The sequence below is a fragment of the Pseudomonas lactucae genome, assembly GCF_016937615.1.
GTDB classification, from domain to species: Bacteria; Pseudomonadota; Gammaproteobacteria; order Pseudomonadales; family Pseudomonadaceae; genus Aquipseudomonas; species Aquipseudomonas lactucae.
Genome location: NZ_JAFHKI010000026.1, coordinates 1 through 17069, shown reverse-complemented (window position 1 = coordinate 17069; position 17069 = coordinate 1). Strand labels below are relative to the sequence as shown.

Annotated in this window: 12 protein-coding genes and 4 pseudogenes; 12 read left to right on the top strand and 4 right to left on the bottom strand. The window is 61.0% G+C overall.

Going from position 1 to position 17069, the window contains the following annotated elements; all coding sequences use genetic code 11:
* Positions 1 to 67 precede the first annotated feature (67 nt).
* Positions 68 to 1071: pseudogene (locus JWR98_RS29705) on the bottom strand (AraC family transcriptional regulator).
* A gap of 102 nt (positions 1072 to 1173) precedes the next feature.
* On the opposite strand from JWR98_RS29705, the gene JWR98_RS05675 reads away from it, so the two are divergent.
* Positions 1174 to 2268: a fatty acid desaturase gene (locus JWR98_RS05675; protein ID WP_078731067.1), complete on the top strand. Its 1095-nt coding sequence runs from the start codon at positions 1174 to 1176 to the stop codon at positions 2266 to 2268.
* Here the strand turns inward: JWR98_RS05675 and JWR98_RS29950 are convergent.
* The 3 genes and pseudogenes from JWR98_RS29950 to JWR98_RS05665 form a co-directional block, all read right to left on the bottom strand.
* A pseudogene (locus tag JWR98_RS29950) lies at positions 2159 to 2406 on the bottom strand (LysR family transcriptional regulator); the annotation flags it as partial. The gene JWR98_RS05675 and the pseudogene JWR98_RS29950 sit on opposite strands and share 110 nt — an antisense overlap.
* 101 nt (positions 2407 to 2507) lie before the next feature.
* A complete protein-coding gene (locus tag JWR98_RS05670) occupies positions 2508 to 2996 on the bottom strand; it encodes an HIT family protein (RefSeq protein ID WP_078731068.1) in 489 nt (162 codons plus the stop codon).
* A gap of 465 nt (positions 2997 to 3461) precedes the next feature.
* A complete protein-coding gene (locus JWR98_RS05665) occupies positions 3462 to 4652 on the bottom strand; it encodes a CynX/NimT family MFS transporter (protein ID WP_205489495.1) in 1191 nt (396 codons plus the stop codon).
* Between the two features lie 104 nt (positions 4653 to 4756).
* Between JWR98_RS05665 and JWR98_RS05660 the strand changes: the two genes are divergently transcribed.
* From JWR98_RS05660 to JWR98_RS05610, 11 genes and pseudogenes are all read left to right on the top strand, one after another.
* Positions 4757 to 5623 carry a LysR family transcriptional regulator gene (locus tag JWR98_RS05660; RefSeq protein ID WP_078731138.1) on the top strand — a complete coding sequence of 289 codons (867 nt, stop codon included), beginning with the start codon at positions 4757 to 4759 and terminating at the stop codon, positions 5621 to 5623.
* 206 nt (positions 5624 to 5829) lie between these two features.
* Positions 5830 to 6411 carry an alpha/beta hydrolase gene (locus JWR98_RS05655; RefSeq protein ID WP_078731070.1) on the top strand — a complete coding sequence of 194 codons (582 nt, stop codon included), beginning with the start codon at positions 5830 to 5832 and terminating at the stop codon, positions 6409 to 6411.
* 48 nt (positions 6412 to 6459) lie between these two features.
* Complete coding sequence (locus tag JWR98_RS05650; RefSeq protein ID WP_078731071.1) at positions 6460 to 7386, top strand: sigma 54-interacting transcriptional regulator; 927 nt, start codon at positions 6460 to 6462, stop codon at positions 7384 to 7386.
* A 106-nt stretch (positions 7387 to 7492) separates the two neighbouring features.
* Positions 7493 to 8275 carry a MetQ/NlpA family ABC transporter substrate-binding protein gene (locus JWR98_RS05645; RefSeq protein WP_078731072.1) on the top strand — a complete coding sequence of 261 codons (783 nt, stop codon included), beginning with the start codon at positions 7493 to 7495 and terminating at the stop codon, positions 8273 to 8275.
* Positions 8276 to 8676: 401 nt separating this feature from the next.
* Positions 8677 to 9341: pseudogene (locus JWR98_RS05640) on the top strand (amino acid ABC transporter permease).
* Positions 9322 to 9981: an amino acid ABC transporter permease gene (locus JWR98_RS05635; protein WP_078731074.1), complete on the top strand. Its 660-nt coding sequence runs from the start codon at positions 9322 to 9324 to the stop codon at positions 9979 to 9981. The pseudogene JWR98_RS05640 and the gene JWR98_RS05635 overlap by 20 nt, the downstream one beginning before the upstream one ends.
* On the top strand, positions 9978 to 10754 hold the full coding sequence (locus tag JWR98_RS05630) for an amino acid ABC transporter ATP-binding protein (protein WP_078731075.1): 777 nt from the start codon (positions 9978 to 9980) through the stop codon (positions 10752 to 10754). The genes JWR98_RS05635 and JWR98_RS05630 overlap by 4 nt, the downstream gene beginning before the upstream one ends.
* Entirely contained in the window at positions 10751 to 11599 is an 849-nt protein-coding gene (locus tag JWR98_RS05625; RefSeq protein WP_078731076.1) for a transporter substrate-binding domain-containing protein, read from the top strand. Before JWR98_RS05630 ends, JWR98_RS05625 begins: the two co-directional genes overlap by 4 nt.
* A 187-nt stretch (positions 11600 to 11786) precedes the next feature.
* A complete protein-coding gene (locus JWR98_RS05620) occupies positions 11787 to 12869 on the top strand; it encodes an efflux RND transporter periplasmic adaptor subunit (protein ID WP_078731077.1) in 1083 nt (360 codons plus the stop codon).
* Positions 12866 to 13936 carry an efflux RND transporter periplasmic adaptor subunit gene (locus tag JWR98_RS05615; protein WP_078731078.1) on the top strand — a complete coding sequence of 357 codons (1071 nt, stop codon included), beginning with the start codon at positions 12866 to 12868 and terminating at the stop codon, positions 13934 to 13936. Before JWR98_RS05620 ends, JWR98_RS05615 begins: the two co-directional genes overlap by 4 nt.
* Positions 13933 to 16988 (top strand): annotated as a pseudogene (locus tag JWR98_RS05610) (efflux RND transporter permease subunit). The gene JWR98_RS05615 and the pseudogene JWR98_RS05610 overlap by 4 nt, the downstream one beginning before the upstream one ends.
* The last annotated feature ends 81 nt before the right edge of the window (positions 16989 to 17069 follow it).

Genomic DNA, 17069 nt, shown 5'->3' with positions numbered 1-17069 from the left:
TTGTCCCTTAACTGACTGGCGTTAGGGCTTGCCCCCGATGAGGTCCCCACAAATCTCCCACATCGGCCTACTGCAACCCATCCCGAAACTGCCCCGGTGTCATCCCCGTCCACCGCTTGAACGCCCGATTAAAGCTGCTGGTATCAGCAAATCCCAACAGATGGCTGATCTCGGCCAATGAGCACTGCGGGTCGCGCAAGTGCAGCAGCGCCAGGTTCTGCCGGCATTCATTGAGCAGCGCATCGAACCGGCATCCCTCATCCGCCAGGTGCCGCTGCAAGCTGCGCAGACTCAAGTGCAGCGCCTGGGCAATCCGTTCGGCGCTCGGCTCGCCTTCGGGCAGCTGCGCTTCGATCGCCGCGCGCACCTTGCGCTCCCAGGTCAGCGGTTGCAGCTGGGCGAGGGTGCGCTTGAGCACGGTTTCGTTGTGCTCGGCCAGCTCCGGGTTGGCGTCGTCCAGGTGGCTGTCGAAGTCCTGAGCCGCAAACTCCAGGCAGTCCTCATCGGCGCCAAAAAACACCGGCGCGCGGAACACCGTGTGCCAGGGTTTGGCATCGGCCGGTTCCGGGCGCCGCAAGTGCACGGCCAAGGGCGCGTAATCCCGGCCCAGGCGGTTGCGGCAGGTGCGCACATAGATCGCCGCAAACGCATCGATGGCTTCCAAGGCCGCGCCGGGCTGCCTTCGGGTTGCAGCAGGCGAAAACGATAGCGTTCGCCGTCGCGAATAAGCTCCAGCGTCAGCGCATCACTGACCACCTGGTGATAACGCACGATGCGCTCGAACACTTCCCGCAGGCTGCCGCTGGCCACCAGCGCATACCCCAGCGCATGAAACGTCGTCGGGCTGACAAACCGTGACACGCGCAACCCTATCGCCGGATCGCCACTGGCCTGCACGGCCAGCGCCCACAAACGCGTGGTCGCCGACAGTGGATAGCGTGCATTGGGGTCGTCCATCTGCTGCGGGTCGAGCCCGGCCTGGGCGCAGAGTGCGGCGCTGTCGAGGCCCAGGGCGTCGAGCTGTTTGCGCAGGGCACGGGTCCAACTGGCGAGGGACGTGGGTTCGGTCATGGCGATTGGCGCTTGCGGTCAACAGGTTGGCGTGTGGGGCTAGCGTTCTGCCGCGTGACCTGAGGCAGGATGTAACCCTTCATTGAACAAGAGGATGGGAGCATGGACGGTACTTCTGCAAGTCCCCAGCAGATGAACGCGCAACAGCGTTCGGCGCATATCCGCGAAGTAGTCCTCGCCGAAGGTGCGCGCCTGCGCCAGCAACACCCCTGGTTGCTGCATCAGGACGCCCTGGGCGCGGGCATCCTGGCGTTCGCCTTGCTGGGTATGCTGGGCTCGGCGGCGCTCTATATCACCGGTCACATGGCTTGGTGGGCCTGCCTGCTGCTCAATGCCTTCCTCGCCTCACTGACCCACGAGCTGGAACACGACCTGATCCATAGCATGTATTTTCGCAAGCAGCGCCTGCCGCACAACCTGATGATGGGCCTGGTGTGGCTGGCGCGGCCGAGCACCATCAACCCGTGGATCCGCCGCCATTTGCACCTCAACCATCACAAAGTCTCCGGCACCGAAACCGATATGGAGGAGCGTGCGATCACCAACGGCGAACCCTGGGGGTTTGCGCGCTTGCTGATGGTGGGCGATAACGTGATGTCGGCGTTTATCCGCATGCTGCGCGCCAGGACCTGGAGCCACAAACTCAAGATTCTCAAACGCTCGCTGCTGGTCTACGCACCGCTGGCGCTGCTGCATTGGGGCGCGTGGTACGTGTTTCTCGGCTTCCACGCCGCCAATGGCATCGCCAGCCTGCTGGGCGCGCCAATCGCTTGGTCCGCCGGCACCTTGCAGATGATGCAGGTGATCGACATCGCTGCCGTGGTGATCATCGGCCCCAACGTGCTGCGCACCTTTTGCCTGCACTTTGTCAGCTCCAACATGCACTACTACGGCGATGTGGAACTGGGCAATGTGATCCAGCAAACCCAAGTGCTCAATCCCTGGTGGCTGTGGCCGCTGCAGGCGTTCTGCTTCAACTTCGGCAGCACCCACGGGATTCATCATTTTGTGGTGAAGGAGCCGTTCTACATTCGCCAGATGACGACCAGGGTGGCGCATAAGGTCATGGCCGAGATGGGCGTGCGCTTCAATGACTTCGGGACGTTTGCACGGGCCAATCGGTTCGGTTTTCCACCGCCCGCAAGCTCTCGATCAGCGCCTTCGCCGCTGGCGACAAGCGACCCCCAGCGCGGCTGATCACGCCGCAGCGGTTGTTCAAACTGTCGAGTGTATGGGGCAGGTTGCGCCAGTGCAGCGCCTTGAGTTCGCCGCTGGCCAATGAGTCGACAAAGGCTTCTTCGGCCCCAGGCCAATAGTGTCGGACTGGCGCACGATGCACGGAGCTGAGGTTTTAAATGCAGGCTCTAATTCCTTCAAACAAGCTCTTTTTATTTTTATAGATCGAAGTGGAATATGGGTGGGCTGTTACGCAAAGTTCATTCACCTCGACGGTGTATGGCACCGGCATCCGCAAAAAGCCGAATATGCGCGGCCAGTGCAGCCAGTACCGAATCGTCAGCCTTCACTGAGTCGTGGGAGGAGATATAGCCCTCATAACGATCAAAGAAGGTGTCCACGCTTGAACTGATCTTTTTGAAGGTGCTCTCTTCGCCAGTGCCGTGCATGGGGAAAAGTTTTGCGTGCAGATGGTCAACACCATACCCCTCCAGAATCATCCCTGTCCTCGCGACACCCTCCAGCGCCCTATCGAGGAGCAGCGCAGTTTTTTTGGCCGCGACAATCAGGTCGCAAAGCACCTTGTCCGACTCGGCAAACGCATAGCTGCCATGATGATTTTTGGGAATGACGACGCTGAAACCTGGCGTGTTGGGAAAGAGGGAGAGAAAGGCCATGTGGGTCTGGTCTTCCCATAGCAAATGAGCGGGTGCTGTGCCGCAGGCGATGTTGCAAAAGATACAGTCCATCAGACATTGTCCTGATTTTCATTGAAGTAGTGGGTTGTGAAGTGCAGGGGTGAATGAGCGGCGTTCCACTCGATGCAGTGTGATCGTTGCTCACCGAACATGTTGGATGCAATGAGGGTAACTATTCCTGAGGCGATTTGCGGATTTGATTCTCCTAATATCACTCAGTAAGTCGACACATGTGTTTGCTTTGCAAAAGAAGAAACTCGTTGTGCGACAGTGCTTCATATTTTTTATATATTTATTAAGTTTAAGTGGCGACTTGTCATGGTCATTCTTGTCGGTGATTTCTAGCGAGCCCTTAATGGGCTGGTCGGGGTTGGATTCGAAGCTGGTGTAAGCGACGAGAACTTGGAAATAAATAGGCTTAGAAAATACCCGCTGTATATTTTCAGGTTCCGCAGCTGTCTATGAGTTCGCTGAAGCCCCCGAACTTGCTCTTGCGAAAGGCGCAAACATTTGTCGCTAGCAATGGTGACCGGGCGCTACGCCTTCTAGCCCGCTGCGATAGGTGGCCGGGCTGAACACCCGCGTCACCACCAGCATCGCCAGCGCGGTCACCGTCAGCACCACCCAGGCGCTGGTGAAGTGGCCGGTGAGTTCGCGCAGCCAGCCGGTCATCCATGGCGAAACCGCGTTGATTAGAAAGCCCACTCCCTGCACGAAGGCCGCCAGTTGCCCGGCTTGGCGAGGGTCGCGGTGATGGTCGAGGGTCAGCAGCAGGCTCAGGGCAAAACAGGCGCCCAGGCCGAAGCCGCACAAGGCCACCCACAGGTGGGGAAATTGCAGCGGCGCCAGCAGCAGGCCGAGGTAGCCGATGGTCTGGGCCAGCAGGCTGATGCCGAGCAACGGCCGACGGTCGATGCCGCGTTGCGCCAGCACGGGCATCAAGAGCGCGGCGATCACTTGGAAGATCGTCATGAAGGCCAGTAACGAGCCACTGGGCAACACGTCCCAACCCAATTGCTGATAATAGGCCGGCAGCCATGCCACCAGGCTCATGTAGCCGCAGTTCACCAGCCCGAAATACAGCGCCAGCAGCCACGCGCGCCGATTGCGCAGGCCTTTGAACGCGGGCACCACCTGAGGATTCCTCGCCGCTCCCAGCGGCAGCCAGGCCCACAACAACAAGGCGCCCAGCGCCGGCAACAGCCACACGCCCAACCCCGCCTGCCATTGCTGGAAATGCGTGGCCACCAGCGGACTGAGCAACGCCGCCAAACCGCCCCCGGCCATCAGTGAGGCCGAGTACACGCCCATCGCCACTGGCACGCGACGATGGAATTCACGCTTGATCATCGCCGGCACCAACGCCTGGATCAGCGCCACACCGGCCCCTCCGAGCAAGGCCGTAACCAGCAGTGCCGAGCCCTGGCCCATCCACCAACGCGCCAGGCAAGCCAGCAGAATCAGCATCAAGCCCAGGGCGATACCGCGTCGTTCACCCAACCGCGCTTCCACGCGCACGCCTACCAGCGCCACCAGGCCCATGCACACCACCGGCAGGCTGGTGAGCAGGGCGCTGCTCTGGAAGCTCAGGCCGGTGGCTTGGCGGATCTCGCCGAGCAACGGGCTGATGGAACTCAGGATCGGCCGCAGGTTCAGGCCCAGCACCACCAGCAGGCCCCAGCCGGCGAAAGATTTATTGAGGGTCATGCAGCGCCTTTGCACTTCGGTAAAAGAGGCGTGAGTATGGCCAGCGCCCCCCGGTATTCTGAAATTAAATATAACCATGCCAACCAGTGGCAACGAGAATGATCATGTTCGATCCTGTATTGCTGCGCAGCTTCGTCGCCGTGGTGGATTGCGGCAACTTCACCCGCGCCGCCGAGCGCCTGCATTTGACCCAGTCCACTGTCAGCCAGCAGATCCGCCGCCTGGAAGACGCAGTGGCGTGCCAGTTGCTGGACCGCGATCAACGGCGCGTCGTTGCCACCGCCGAGGGCGAGCGCTTGCTGGCCTATGCGCGACGCATTCTGGCGCTGCACGAAGAGGCCGCCGATGTGTTGATCAACCAGCAAAGTGACGGTGTGCTGCGCCTGGGCGTGCCGGAAGACTTTGCGGCGCAGCGACTGATGCCGTTGCTGTCGGCGTTTGTGCTGGCGTATCCACGGGTGCGCCTGGAGGTCACCAGCGGCCTGGGGCCCGAGTTGCAGCGCCAGTACCGCAATGGTGAATTCGACGTGCTGCTGGTCAAGCAGATGGGCAGCAGCGATGACTGCCTGGCCTCGTGGCCCGAGCCGTTGTGCTGGGTAGACAGCCGCAGCACGCCGTGCCTGGGGCGCGATCCTTTGCCGTTGGTGGCATTTCCCGTGGGCGGCCTGTACCGCAATGAAATGCTGCACCACCTGGAAGTGAGCGGCTGGCGCTGGCGTATCGGCTATTCCAGCGCGAGCCTGGCCAGCGTGTGTTCGGCGGTGGCGGCGGGGTTGGGTGTGAGTCTATTGCCGCTGAGGGTGGTGCAGGCCGGACATGTCGTAGTCGGCGCAGAGAGCGGTTTGCCCGTGGTGCAGGGCGTGCGCCTGGCGTTGTATGCACGCAGCGGTCTGAGCGCGGCGGGGCAGTGTTTACAGACTGAACTGTTCGATTTGTGCGCAAACAGCTCCGTTGAACCATGCCTTGATTGAGTTTTTTGCCTGTCTGAAATGCACTGGAAAACGTCACCTTGGCGCCAGGCAGCGCAGGAATGTGGGAGGGAGCAAGCCCCTTCCCACAGTTTGATCTTCAATGAGTTTGAGATTTTGGTTATTAATAAATAGCTTCTTATTCCTTAACGAACATAATCCGCGTCCCTATACTGATCAGCAACGTTAAACGCTGCAGGAGGGCACCCATGCACAGCGAATCGATTCGTTACCTGATCGTGCCGGGCTGGCAAGGATCGCCAGAAGATCATTGGCAAACCCATTGGCAGCACAGCCTGCCCAACAGTGCGCGCGTGGAACAGGCCGATTGGCTGACGCCGCGCCGCGAGGATTGGGTGGCGGCGCTGGCCGAGGCCATCGCCGCCGACAGCACGCCGGTCATCCTGATCGCCCACAGCCTGGGTTGCATCACCGTGGCACATTGGGCGGCCACCGCGCCGGTGCACGTGCTGCGCCAGGTGCGCGGCGCCCTGTTGGTGGCGCCGGCGGATGTCGAACGCCCAGCCTGCTCGCCTGCCTTGCGCAACTTCGCACCGATCCCGACCGACCTGCTGCCGTTTCCCAGCCAGGTGGTGAGCTCCGACAACGACAGTGCCGTCAGCACCCCGCGTGCGCTGGAGCTGGCGCGTAACTGGGGCGCCGAAGCCGGCATCCTTTCCGGCGCCGGGCATATCAATGTGAAGTCCGGCCATCAGCGCTGGGAGCAGGGGTTCGCCTACCTCTATCGCCTGCAACACCGCCTTGAGCATCACGCCCGGCGTAGTGCGTAACCTTCTTTCAACGCCCTGTCCCTGAGTGGATTGGGGCGGGAGCCTGCCATGAGTCTGCATGAAACCTTCGGCCAGCCACTGCTGACCTTCCCCGACGCCGAAAAAAGCCCGTTGAGCATCCGCGCCAAGGCGCTGGTGTTCGTCGATCCCCGCTCCCGCCAGTTGCGCGAAGACCTCGAAAGCCTTGCACCCCGCGCCTTGCCCGTGTTGATTCGCGGCGAGACCGGCAGCGGTAAGGAATTGCTGGCGCGGCATATTCACCGTGGCAGTGACCGTACCGGTTTGTTTGTCTCGGTCAATTGCGGCGCGATCAGCCCTACGTATGCCGATGCCGAGTTGTTCGGCTATGCCGCCGGCAGCCACAGTGGCACGGCCAGCAGTCGCGCCGGATGGTTCGGTTCGGCTAATGGCGGCACGCTTTACCTGGACGAGATCGGCGACTTGCCGCTGCCGATCCAGGTCAAATTGCTCGCCGCGCTGGAAAATCACGAAGTCACCCGCGTTGGCGCCCATCAACCCAGCCCGGTGGACGTGCGCCTGGTGGCAGCCACCAGCATCGACCTGGCCCAGGCGGTGGCGGCGGGCAAATTCAATGAGCGCCTGTTCCATTACTTGAGTGAAGGGCAGCTGGACCTGCCGGCGCTGCGCGAGCGGGTCGGCGATATTCTGTCGCTGGCCGAGTATTTCCTCGGCATCTACAGCCAGCGCCTGGACCTGCCGGTGCCGCTGATCAGCGACGATGCCCAGCGTGTACTGGAGCGTCATAGTTGGCCGGGCAATACCCGCGAACTGGAAAACGTCATTCACTTTGCCTTGCTGGTGAGCAGTGGCGACGAGATTTTGCCCGAACATTTGAACCTGCCAGTGGCCGGTTCGCCGTTGGAACAGGTGCAGCGAATCTTTAACACTGCCAGCCCTGCGGAGCAGGAAAGCCTGCGCAAATTCCTACATGAGCAAAATGGAATATCAACGTGAATAAAAGATATTGTTCGGGAATAAAAAATCTAGGTATTGTCCGCTTCACGCCGCGATAGCGTTTCGCTGGCACCTCACATAAAAACGGTCGTTAGAAGGACATTGCATGAAAAAGGTTCTGTTGTTTACCGCACTGGCGGCTGCCCTGACTGCCGGCTTCGCCCAAGCCAACGAGAAACTGGTGGTGGCTGCCACCCCGATCCCGCATGCCGAGATCCTTGAGCTGATCAAGCCGACCCTGGCCAAAGAAGGCGTGGACCTGCAGATCAAGGTCTTCACCGACTACGTGCAGCCCAACGTGCAAGTCGCCGAAAAGCGTCTGGACGCCAACTACTTCCAGACCCTGCCGTACCTGGAAAACTTCAACAAGGGCAAGGGTACTAATCTGGTGACCGTGGTTGGCGTGCACGTTGAACCCATCGGCGGCTATTCGAATAAGATCAAGAAAATTGAAGACCTCAAAGATGGCGCCACCGTTGCCATTCCCAACGAAGGTTCCAACAGCGGCCGTGCCCTATTGCTGTTGCAAAAGAACGGCCTGATTACACTCAAAGACCCGACCAACGCCTTATCCACCCCCAAAGACATCAAGGACAACCCCAAGCATCTGAAATTCAAGGAGCTGGAATCAGCCCTGCTGCCACGCGTGCTGGACCAGGTTGACCTGGATGTGATCAACACCAACTACGCACTGGAAGCCGGCCTGAACCCAGCCAAGGATGCGCTGATCATCGAAGACGCCAAGTCGCCCTACGTGAACTTCCTGGTGGCCCGCCCGGACAACAAGGACAGCGACGCTATCCAGAAACTGTCCAAAGCCCTGACCAGCCCGGAAGTCAAAGCCTTCATCGAGAAGAAGTACAACGGTGCGGTCGTGCCGGCGTTCTGATCGAGCGGTAAAACCCCTTCAAGGTTTCAACGCCGATGGCTGGTATAGCGTCGGCGTTTTTTTATGCCTGGGATTTGGAATGCAATTAAAAATGTGGGAGGGAGCCTAGAGACTCCGGCTATTGAGCGCCCGACGCAACGCCACCAACCATTTCACCAGCTCCTGCGGATCAATCGGTTTCGCTTTGTTCATTGTTCAATCCTTCGAAAAGCAGACCCCCAACCATAGCCGTCACCCGCCAATCCCGCGAATTCCGAGGTTATCTTTTTGGGTGATATCAATATGCTATTTTGGTATTTAAATTTTACTTTTTATACCTTTAAAGTTCGCGCTACCCGACGTTACCCATGTCGGAACGGACTGCGCTCGCGGCATTACCCATGCGGCGATATGGACTACCCATGACCTTCGATTTCACTTTTATCCTCAGCACCTTGCCGGCGTTTCTGAACGCCGTGGGGGTGACGCTGCAAGTGGGCCTGATCGCCATTGCCACCTCGCTGCTGGTGGCACTGATCAACGCCGCGCTGCTGGTGTTTCGCACGCCCTATCTGTCGCGCCTGGTGGCGCTGTACGTGGAGCTGGCGCGTAACACACCGCTGCTGATCCAACTGTTCTTCGTGTACTTCGCCTTGCCGGCCCTGGGTTTGAATATCTCCGGGTTCTGGGCGGCGATCATCACCATGACCTTTCTCGGCGGTGCCTACCTCACCGAAGTGCTGCGCGCCGGGGTGGAAGCCGTGCCGCCGGCACAGATCGAGTCGGGCAAGTCCATCGGCCTGTCCGACTGGCAGTTGCTGCGTCATGTGATCCTGCCCCAGGCCGCATCCTCAGCCTGCCGGCGCTGTTCGCCAATTTCATCTTCCTGCTCAAGGAAACCACCGTGGTGTCCGCCGTGGCGGTGCCGGAAATTCTCTACACCACCAAGAGCTACATCGCTCTCTACTACAAAACCTACGAGATGCTCGCCGTGCTGACGCTGATTTGCGTGCTGTTGTTCCTGCCGCTGTCGCTGCTGCTCAGCCGCCTGGAAAGGAGGCTCCAGCATGGCCAGTTCGGGTCTTGAGTTGTTGTGGGTGTCGTTGCCGCAACTGGGCAAGGGCGCTGCACAAACCCTGTCGATTTCTTTCCTGAGCATCGCCTTCAGTACGGTGGGCGGTGTGTTGTATGGCGTGTTGCGCACGCTGAACAGCAAGCTGATCAACGCCGTGCTGCGGGTGTATCTGGAACTGTTCCGCGCCATTCCGGTGCTGGTGTGGTTGTACCTGTTGTTCTTCGGGATGCCGATTTTCTTTGGCTTGAGCATCCCCAGCTTCTGGTGCGCGGTGCTGGTGCTGTCGCTGTGGGGTGCCAGCGAGGTCGGCGAGGTGGTACGCGGCGCCCTGCATTCGCTGCCCCGTGGCCAGCGTGAAGCCGGCTTGTCGATCGGCCTGTCGGACCCCCAGCTGTACGGTTATGTGCTGCTGCCCCAGGCCCTCAAGCGTATGACGCCGCCGACCATCAACGTCTACACGCGCATCATCAAGACCAGTTCCCTGGCGGTGCTGATCGGCGTGGTGGACGTGATCAAGGTCGGCCAGCAAATTATCGAGCGCACCTATGAGTCGGTGTTGATCTACGGCGCGCTGTTCCTGTTTTTCTTCTTTATCTGCTACCCGTTGTCGGCCGCCTCCAAGGTGCTGGAACGGCGCTGGGCCCAAGCATGAGCGCATTGATCGAGTTTCAGGGTTTCAACAAATTCTTTGGCGAGCAGCAGGTGCTCAAGGGCATCGACCTGACCGTGCACAGCGGCGAGGTGGTGGTGATCCTCGGCCCCAGCGGCTGCGGCAAAAGCACCTTGCTGCGCTGCCTCAACGGGCTGGAAGTCGCCCACAGCGGCAGCCTGCGCTTTGCAGGGAAAGAGCTGCTGGATAAAACCACCGACTGGCGCCAGGTGCGCCAGGACATCGGCATGGTATTCCAGAGCTACCACCTGTTCCCGCACATGAGCGTGCTCGACAACATCCTGCTTGGCCCGCTCAAAGTGCAAAAGCGCGACCCCCGTGAAGCGCGTGCCCAGGCCGAAAAACTACTTGAACGCGTGGGCCTGGCCGACAAGCGCGACGCCTTCCCACGCCAGCTCTCCGGCGGACAGCAGCAACGTATCGCGATCGTCCGCTCGTTGTGCATGAACCCGCAGGTCATGCTGTTTGACGAAGTCACCGCCGCCCTCGACCCGGAGATGGTCAAGGAAGTGCTGGAGGTGATCCAGGGCCTGGCCCGCGAGGGCATGACCCTGTTGATCGTCACCCATGAAATGGCCTTCGCCCGCGCCGTCGCCGACCGCGTGGTGTTTATGGAGGCCGGCCGCATCCTCGAACACAACACCCCCGAGGCATTCTTTACGAACCCGCAAACCGCACGCGCGCAGCAGTTCCTGGAGAAGTTCTCCTTCGTTTCAACACTGCCCAAAAAGATCAAGGAACTGGAACTGATATGAAAAAGTTACTGCTGCCATTGTTGGCCGTCGCCTTGCTGGCCGGCTGCGATAAAAAGGCCGAAGAGCCGGTAAAACCCGCGGCTGTCAGCTACATCGATAAAATCAAGGCGCGCGATAAGCTGATTGTCGGCGTGTTCACCGACAAACCGCCGTTCGGCTTTGTGAATGAGGCCGGTCGCTACGTCGGCTTCGATACCGACATCGGCCGCCAATTCGCCAAGGACCTGCTGGGCGACGAGAACAAAGTCGAATTCGTCGCGGTGGAACCGGCCAGCCGTATTCCGTTTTTGCAAAGCGACAAGGTCGACCTGATCCTCGCCAACATGACCGTCACGCCGGAGCGCAAGGAAGCGGTGGACTTCACCAACCCCAACCTGAAAGTCGCGGTACAGGCCCTGGTGCCGAATAACAGCGCGGTCAAAAGCCTGAACGACCTGGCCACCCGTACCACCATCGTCACCACCGGCACCACGGCCGATATCTGGCTGACCAAGAACCACCCGGATTGGAAACTGCTCAAGTTCGAGAAAAACTCCGAGTCGCTGCAAGCGCTGTCGGCCGGGCGTGGCGACGCCTATGCGCAGGACAATCTGGTGCTGTTCAGCTGGGCCAAGCAGAACCCTGGCTACCGTGTGCTGGAAGAAAAACTCGGCGACGAAGCGCCGATTGCGCCAGCGGTGAAGAAGGGCAATATCGAACTGCGCGACTGGGTGAATGCCGAGTTGGTGAAGTTGGGCGAAGAGAAGTTTTTGCTCAAGCTGTACGACCAATATGTGCGCAAAGAGCTGAGCGATGACACCAAGCCGGAGAGTGTGATTGTTGAAGGCGGGAAGTGGCAGGGCTGATTATTCAGTGATTGTTCTGGCCTCATCGGGGGCAAGCCCCCTCCCACACTGGATCGGGTTCATACGGTCAAATGTGGGAGGGGGCTTGCCCCCGATGAGGCCGTCTTCCCCATGCAGATAAGGAACCCTGAACTAAGCTCACAGTCGCATACACACTGGCACATCGCATCGCGCACAAGGAGTCTGCATGGGCGGTCGTATCTCCATCTGTATTGTCGGCCTGGGCTTAGTGGTGTTGCTGAGTGCTTGTGGCCAGGAAAAAGCCGAGCCCAAGGCCCATTCACGGGTATTTGTGCAAACCGTGCAGCCGGCGGATTTTGCCGCGGCCGTCACGCTGACCGGGGATATCCAGGCCCGCGTGCAAACCGATCTGTCGTTCCGCGTGGGCGGCAAGATCATCCAGCGCATGGTGGACGTGGGCGACCGCGTCAGCGCCAGGCAAGTGCTGGCCAAGCTCGACCCCAAGGATTTGCAGACCAACGTCGATTCCGCCCAGGCCCAGGTGGTGGCCGAGCAGGCGCGGGTCAAGCAGACGGCTGCGGCCTTTGTGCGCCAGCAAAAACTCCTGCCCAAGGGCTACACCAGTCGCAGCGAATACGATTCGGCCCAGGCCGCCTTGCGCAGCAGCCAAAGTGCGCTGGCCGCGGCGCAGGCCCAACTCGCCAACGCCCGCGAACAACTGGGCTATACCGCGTTGATCGCCGAAGCCCCCGGTGTGATCACCGCGCGCCAGGCCGAGGTCGGCCAGGTGGTGCAGGCCACCGTGCCGATCTTCAGCCTGGCCCGCGATGGCGAGCGCGATGCGGTGTTCAACGTCTATGAGTCGCTGCTGGTGGAACCGCCGGCCGACGCGCCGATCACCGTCAGCCTGCTGGATAACCCTGCGATCACGGCCCAAGGCAAAGTGCGGGAAATCACCCCGGCCGTGGCCGCCAACACCGGCACCGTGCAAGTGAAGATCGCTCTGCAAGCCTTGCCCAAGGGCATGGAGCTGGGCTCGGTGGTGAGTGCCACCGCGAATGGGCCGGCCAAATCGAGCATCGAATTGCCGTGGTCGGCACTCACCAAGGACCTCAGCGAACCTGCTGTGTGGCTGGTGGACGGTGACGGCAAGGCGCAACTGCACAAGGTCAGCGTGGCGCGCTACCTGACCGGTAAAGTCATCATCGGCGACGGCCTCAAGGGCGGCGAAAAAGTCGTGGTGGCCGGTGGGCAATTGCTGCATCCCGGCATGATCGTCGAGATTGCCCAGGCAGGAGCCCAGCCATGAAGCGCCTGACGGTGTTACTCGCGGCCAGTCTGTTGCTGGTCGCCTGTTCGAAGCAAGAACCGCCGCCCGAGCCCGTGCGCCCGGTGTTGTCCATGGAAGTGAAATCCGAAGACCAGGAAACCCTTGGCCGTTTCGCCGGCACCATCCAGGCGCGCTATGAAAGCAACCTGGGCTTTCGTGTGCCAGGGCGTATCGCCCGTCGCGCCGTGGATGTGGGCGCCGAAGTGGAGAAGGGCGCCTTGCTCGCGGTGCTGGATCCCACCGATCAACAAAACCAGTTGCGCGCCGCCCAGGGCGACCTCGCCCGCGTCCAGGCGCAGTACATCAATGCCCAGGCCAACGCGCGGCGCCAGCAGGAATTGTTCAATCGCGGTGTCGGCGCCCAGGCCCAGCTGGATGTGGCCCAGACCGACCTGAAAACCACCCAGGCTAGCCTCGACCAGGCCCAAGCTTCGGTCAACCAGGCCAAGGATCAGCTCAATTACGCCGAACTGCGCACCGACCACGCCGGCATTGTCACTGCCTGGAACGCCGAGGCCGGCCAGGTGGTCAGCGCCGGCCAGCAAGTGGTGACCCTGGCCCGCCCGGACATCAAGGAAGCGGTGATCGACCTGCCCGCCGGCCTCGCCGAGCGCTTGCCGCCGGACGTGGTGTTCCTTGTTGCCGGGCAACTGGACCCCAGCGTCAACACCACCGCCATCGTGCGCGAGATCGAACCCCAGGCCCAGAGCGCCACGCGTACCCGGCGCGCGCGCCTGAGCCTGAGCGAGACGCCCGCCGCGTTTCGCTTGGGCACGGCGATCAGCGTGACTTTGAGCAGCGCCATCGCGCCGCGCCTTGAGGTGCCGGTCAGCGCCTTGCAGGAAGTCGACGGCAAGACCCGCATCTGGATTCTCGACACCCCAAGCCAGACCGTGCAACCGCGTGACGTCAGCGTGGTCAGCCGTGACGCCAGCAATGCCTTGCTCAACGCCGGCGTCAAACCCGGCGAACGGATAGTCACCGCCGGCGTGAACAGCCTGAAACCCGGGCAGAAAGTCAAAATCGACGAGGACAGCCCGCGATGAAACGCAGCTTCAACTTATCCGACTGGGCCCTCAAACATCAGTCCTTCGTGTGGTACCTGATGTTCGTCGCGCTGTTGATGGGCGTGTTCTCGTACATGAACCTGGGCCGCGAGGAAGACCCCTCGTTCACCATCAAGACCATGGTCATCCAGACCCGCTGGCCGGGCGCGACCCAGGAAGAAACCCTCAAGCAGGTCACCGACCGCATCGAGAAAAAACTCGAAGAGCTCGACGCCCTCGACTACGTGAAAAGCTACACCGGCCGGGTGAGTCCACGGTATTTGTGTTCCTCAAGGACACCACCAGCGCCAAGGCCATCCCGGAGATCTGGTACCAGGTCCGCAAGAAGATCGACGATATTCGCGGCAGCTTCCCCCAGGGCTTGCAAGGGCCATCGTTCAACGATGAGTTCGGTGACGTGTTCGGCTCGGTGTACGCCTTTACCGGCGATGGCCTGTCCATGCGCCAGCTGCGCGACTACGTTGAGCAGGTCCGCGCCGAAATCCGCTCGGTGCCGGGGTTGGGCAAGGTCGAGATGATCGGCCAGCAGGACGAAGTGATTTACCTGAATTTCTCCACGCGCAAGCTGGCGGCGCTGGGTGTGGATCAGCGCCAAGTGGTGCAGAGCCTGCAATCGCAGAATGCCGTGACGCCGGCCGGGGTGATCGAAGCCGGGCCGGAGCGGATTTCCGTGCGCACCTCGGGGCAGTTCGCCTCGGAGAAGGACTTGGCCAACGTCAATCTGCGCCTCAATGACCGCTTCTATCGGCTGGCGGATATCGCCGACATCAGCCGTGGCTACGTCGACCCGGCGCGGCCGATGTTTCGTTTCAATGGCAAGCCGGCCATCGGCTTGGCCATCGCCATGCAGAAGGGCGGCAATATCCAGTCGTTCGGCAAGGCCTTGCATACGCGCATGGATGAGCTGACCGCCGACCTGCCGATGGGCGTCGGTGTGCACAAGGTGTCCGACCAGGCCGAAGTGGTGGAAGAGGCCGTCGGCGGCTTTACCAGCGCCTTGTTCGAAGCCGTGATCATCGTGCTGGTGGTGAGTTTTATCAGCCTGGGCATGCGTGCCGGGCTGGTGGTGGCGTGCTCGATCCCATTGGTGCTGGCGCTGGTGTTCGTGTTCATGGAATACAGCGGTATCACCATGCAGAGGGTCTCGCTGGGCGCGTTGATTATCGCCCTCGGCCTGTTGGTGGACGACGCGATGATCACCGTGGAGATGATGATCACACGCCTGGAAAAAGGCGAAACCAAGGAACAGGCGGCCACTTACGCCTACACCTCGACGGCGTTCCCGATGCTCACCGGTACCTTGGTGACCGTCGCCGGTTTTGTGCCGATTGGCCTCAACGCCAGTTCGGCGGGTGAGTACACCTTCACCCTGTTCGCGGTCATCGCGGTGGCGATGCTGGTGTCGTGGGTGGTGGCGGTGCTGTTTGCGCCGGTGATCGGCGTGCATATCCTCAGCGCCAAGGTGAAACCGCACAACGCCGAGCCGGGGCGCATTGGTCGGGCCTTCAATGGCGGCATGCTGTGGGCCATGCGCAACCGCTGGTGGGCCATCGGCATCACCGTGGCGCTGTTCGCGGCGTCGGTGTTCTCCATGCAGTTCGTGCAGAACCAGTTCTTCCCGTCGTCGGACCGCCCGGAAATCCTGGTCGACCTGAACCTGCCGCAAAACGCCTCGATCAACGAGACGCGCAAGGCCGTCGACCGCCTGGAAGCGATCATCAAGGACGACCCGGACATCGCCCGCTGGAGCACTTACATCGGCCAGGGCGCGATCCGTTTTTACCTGCCCCTTGATCAGCAATTGGAAAATCCCTACTACGCGCAACTGGTCATCGTGAGTAAGGGCCTGGAAGAACGCGGCGCCTTGATTGCGCGCCTGCAAAAACGCCTGCGTGATGATTTTGTCGGCATCGGCAGCTTTGTGCAGCCATTGGAAATGGGCCCGCCGGTGGGGCGTCCGATCCAGTACCGGGTGTCCGGCAAAGACACCGACCAGGTGCGCAAACACGCCATCGAGCTGGCGACCATGCTGGATAAAAACACCCACCTGGGCGAGATCATCTACGACTGGAACGAGCCGGGCAAAGTGCTGCGTATCGACATCGCCCAAGACAAGGCGCGCCAACTGGGGCTGTCGTCGGAAGACGTGGCGCAGTTGATGAACAGCGTGGTCAGCGGTGCCTCTGTGACCCAGGTGCACGACGATATCTACCTGATCAACGTGGTTGGCCGCGCCGAAGACGCCGAGCGCGGCACCCCGGAAACCTTGCAGAACCTGCAGATCGTGACGCCCAACGGCGGCTCGATCCCGCTGCTGGCCTTCGCCACCGTGCGTTATGAACTGGAGCAGCCGCTGGTGTGGCGCCGCGACCGTAAGCCGACCATCACCATCAAGGCGTCGGTGCGTGATGAGATGCAGCCGACGGACTTGGTGAAGCAACTCCAGCCGGATATCGACAGGTTCAGCGCGGGCTTGCCGGTGGGCTACAAAGTCGCTACCGGCGGCACCGTGGAAGAAAGCGGCAAGGCCCAGGGCCCGATTGCCAGCGTGGTGCCGTTGATGCTGTTCCTCATGGCGACCTTCCTGATGATCCAGCTGCACAGTGTGCAGAAGATGTTCCTGGTGGCGAGTGTTGCGCCGCTGGGCCTGATTGGCGTGGTGCTGGCGCTGATCCCCACGGGCACGCCGATGGGCTTCGTGGCGATCCTGGGTATTTTGGCGCTGATCGGCATCATCATCCGTAACTCGGTGATCCTGGTGACGCAGATCCATGAATACGAGCTGGCAGGCTACACCCCGTGGGATGCGGTGGTGGAAGCGACCGAGCACCGGCGCCGACCGATTCTGCTCACGGCGGCTGCGGCGAGCCTGGGCATGATTCCTATCGCACGTGAGGTGTTCTGGGGGCCGATGGCCTACGCGATGATCGGCGGGATCATCATCGCTACCTTGCTGACGCTGCTGTTTTTGCCGGCGCTGTATGTGGCCTGGTACAAGATTCGCGAGCCCAAGCAGCAAGAGCGCGTTTAACCGGTCGGAATGCGGTCAAAAATGTGGGAGGGGGCTTGCTCCCGATGGCGTGGTTCAGTCAAAGTTGTACTACTGAACCAC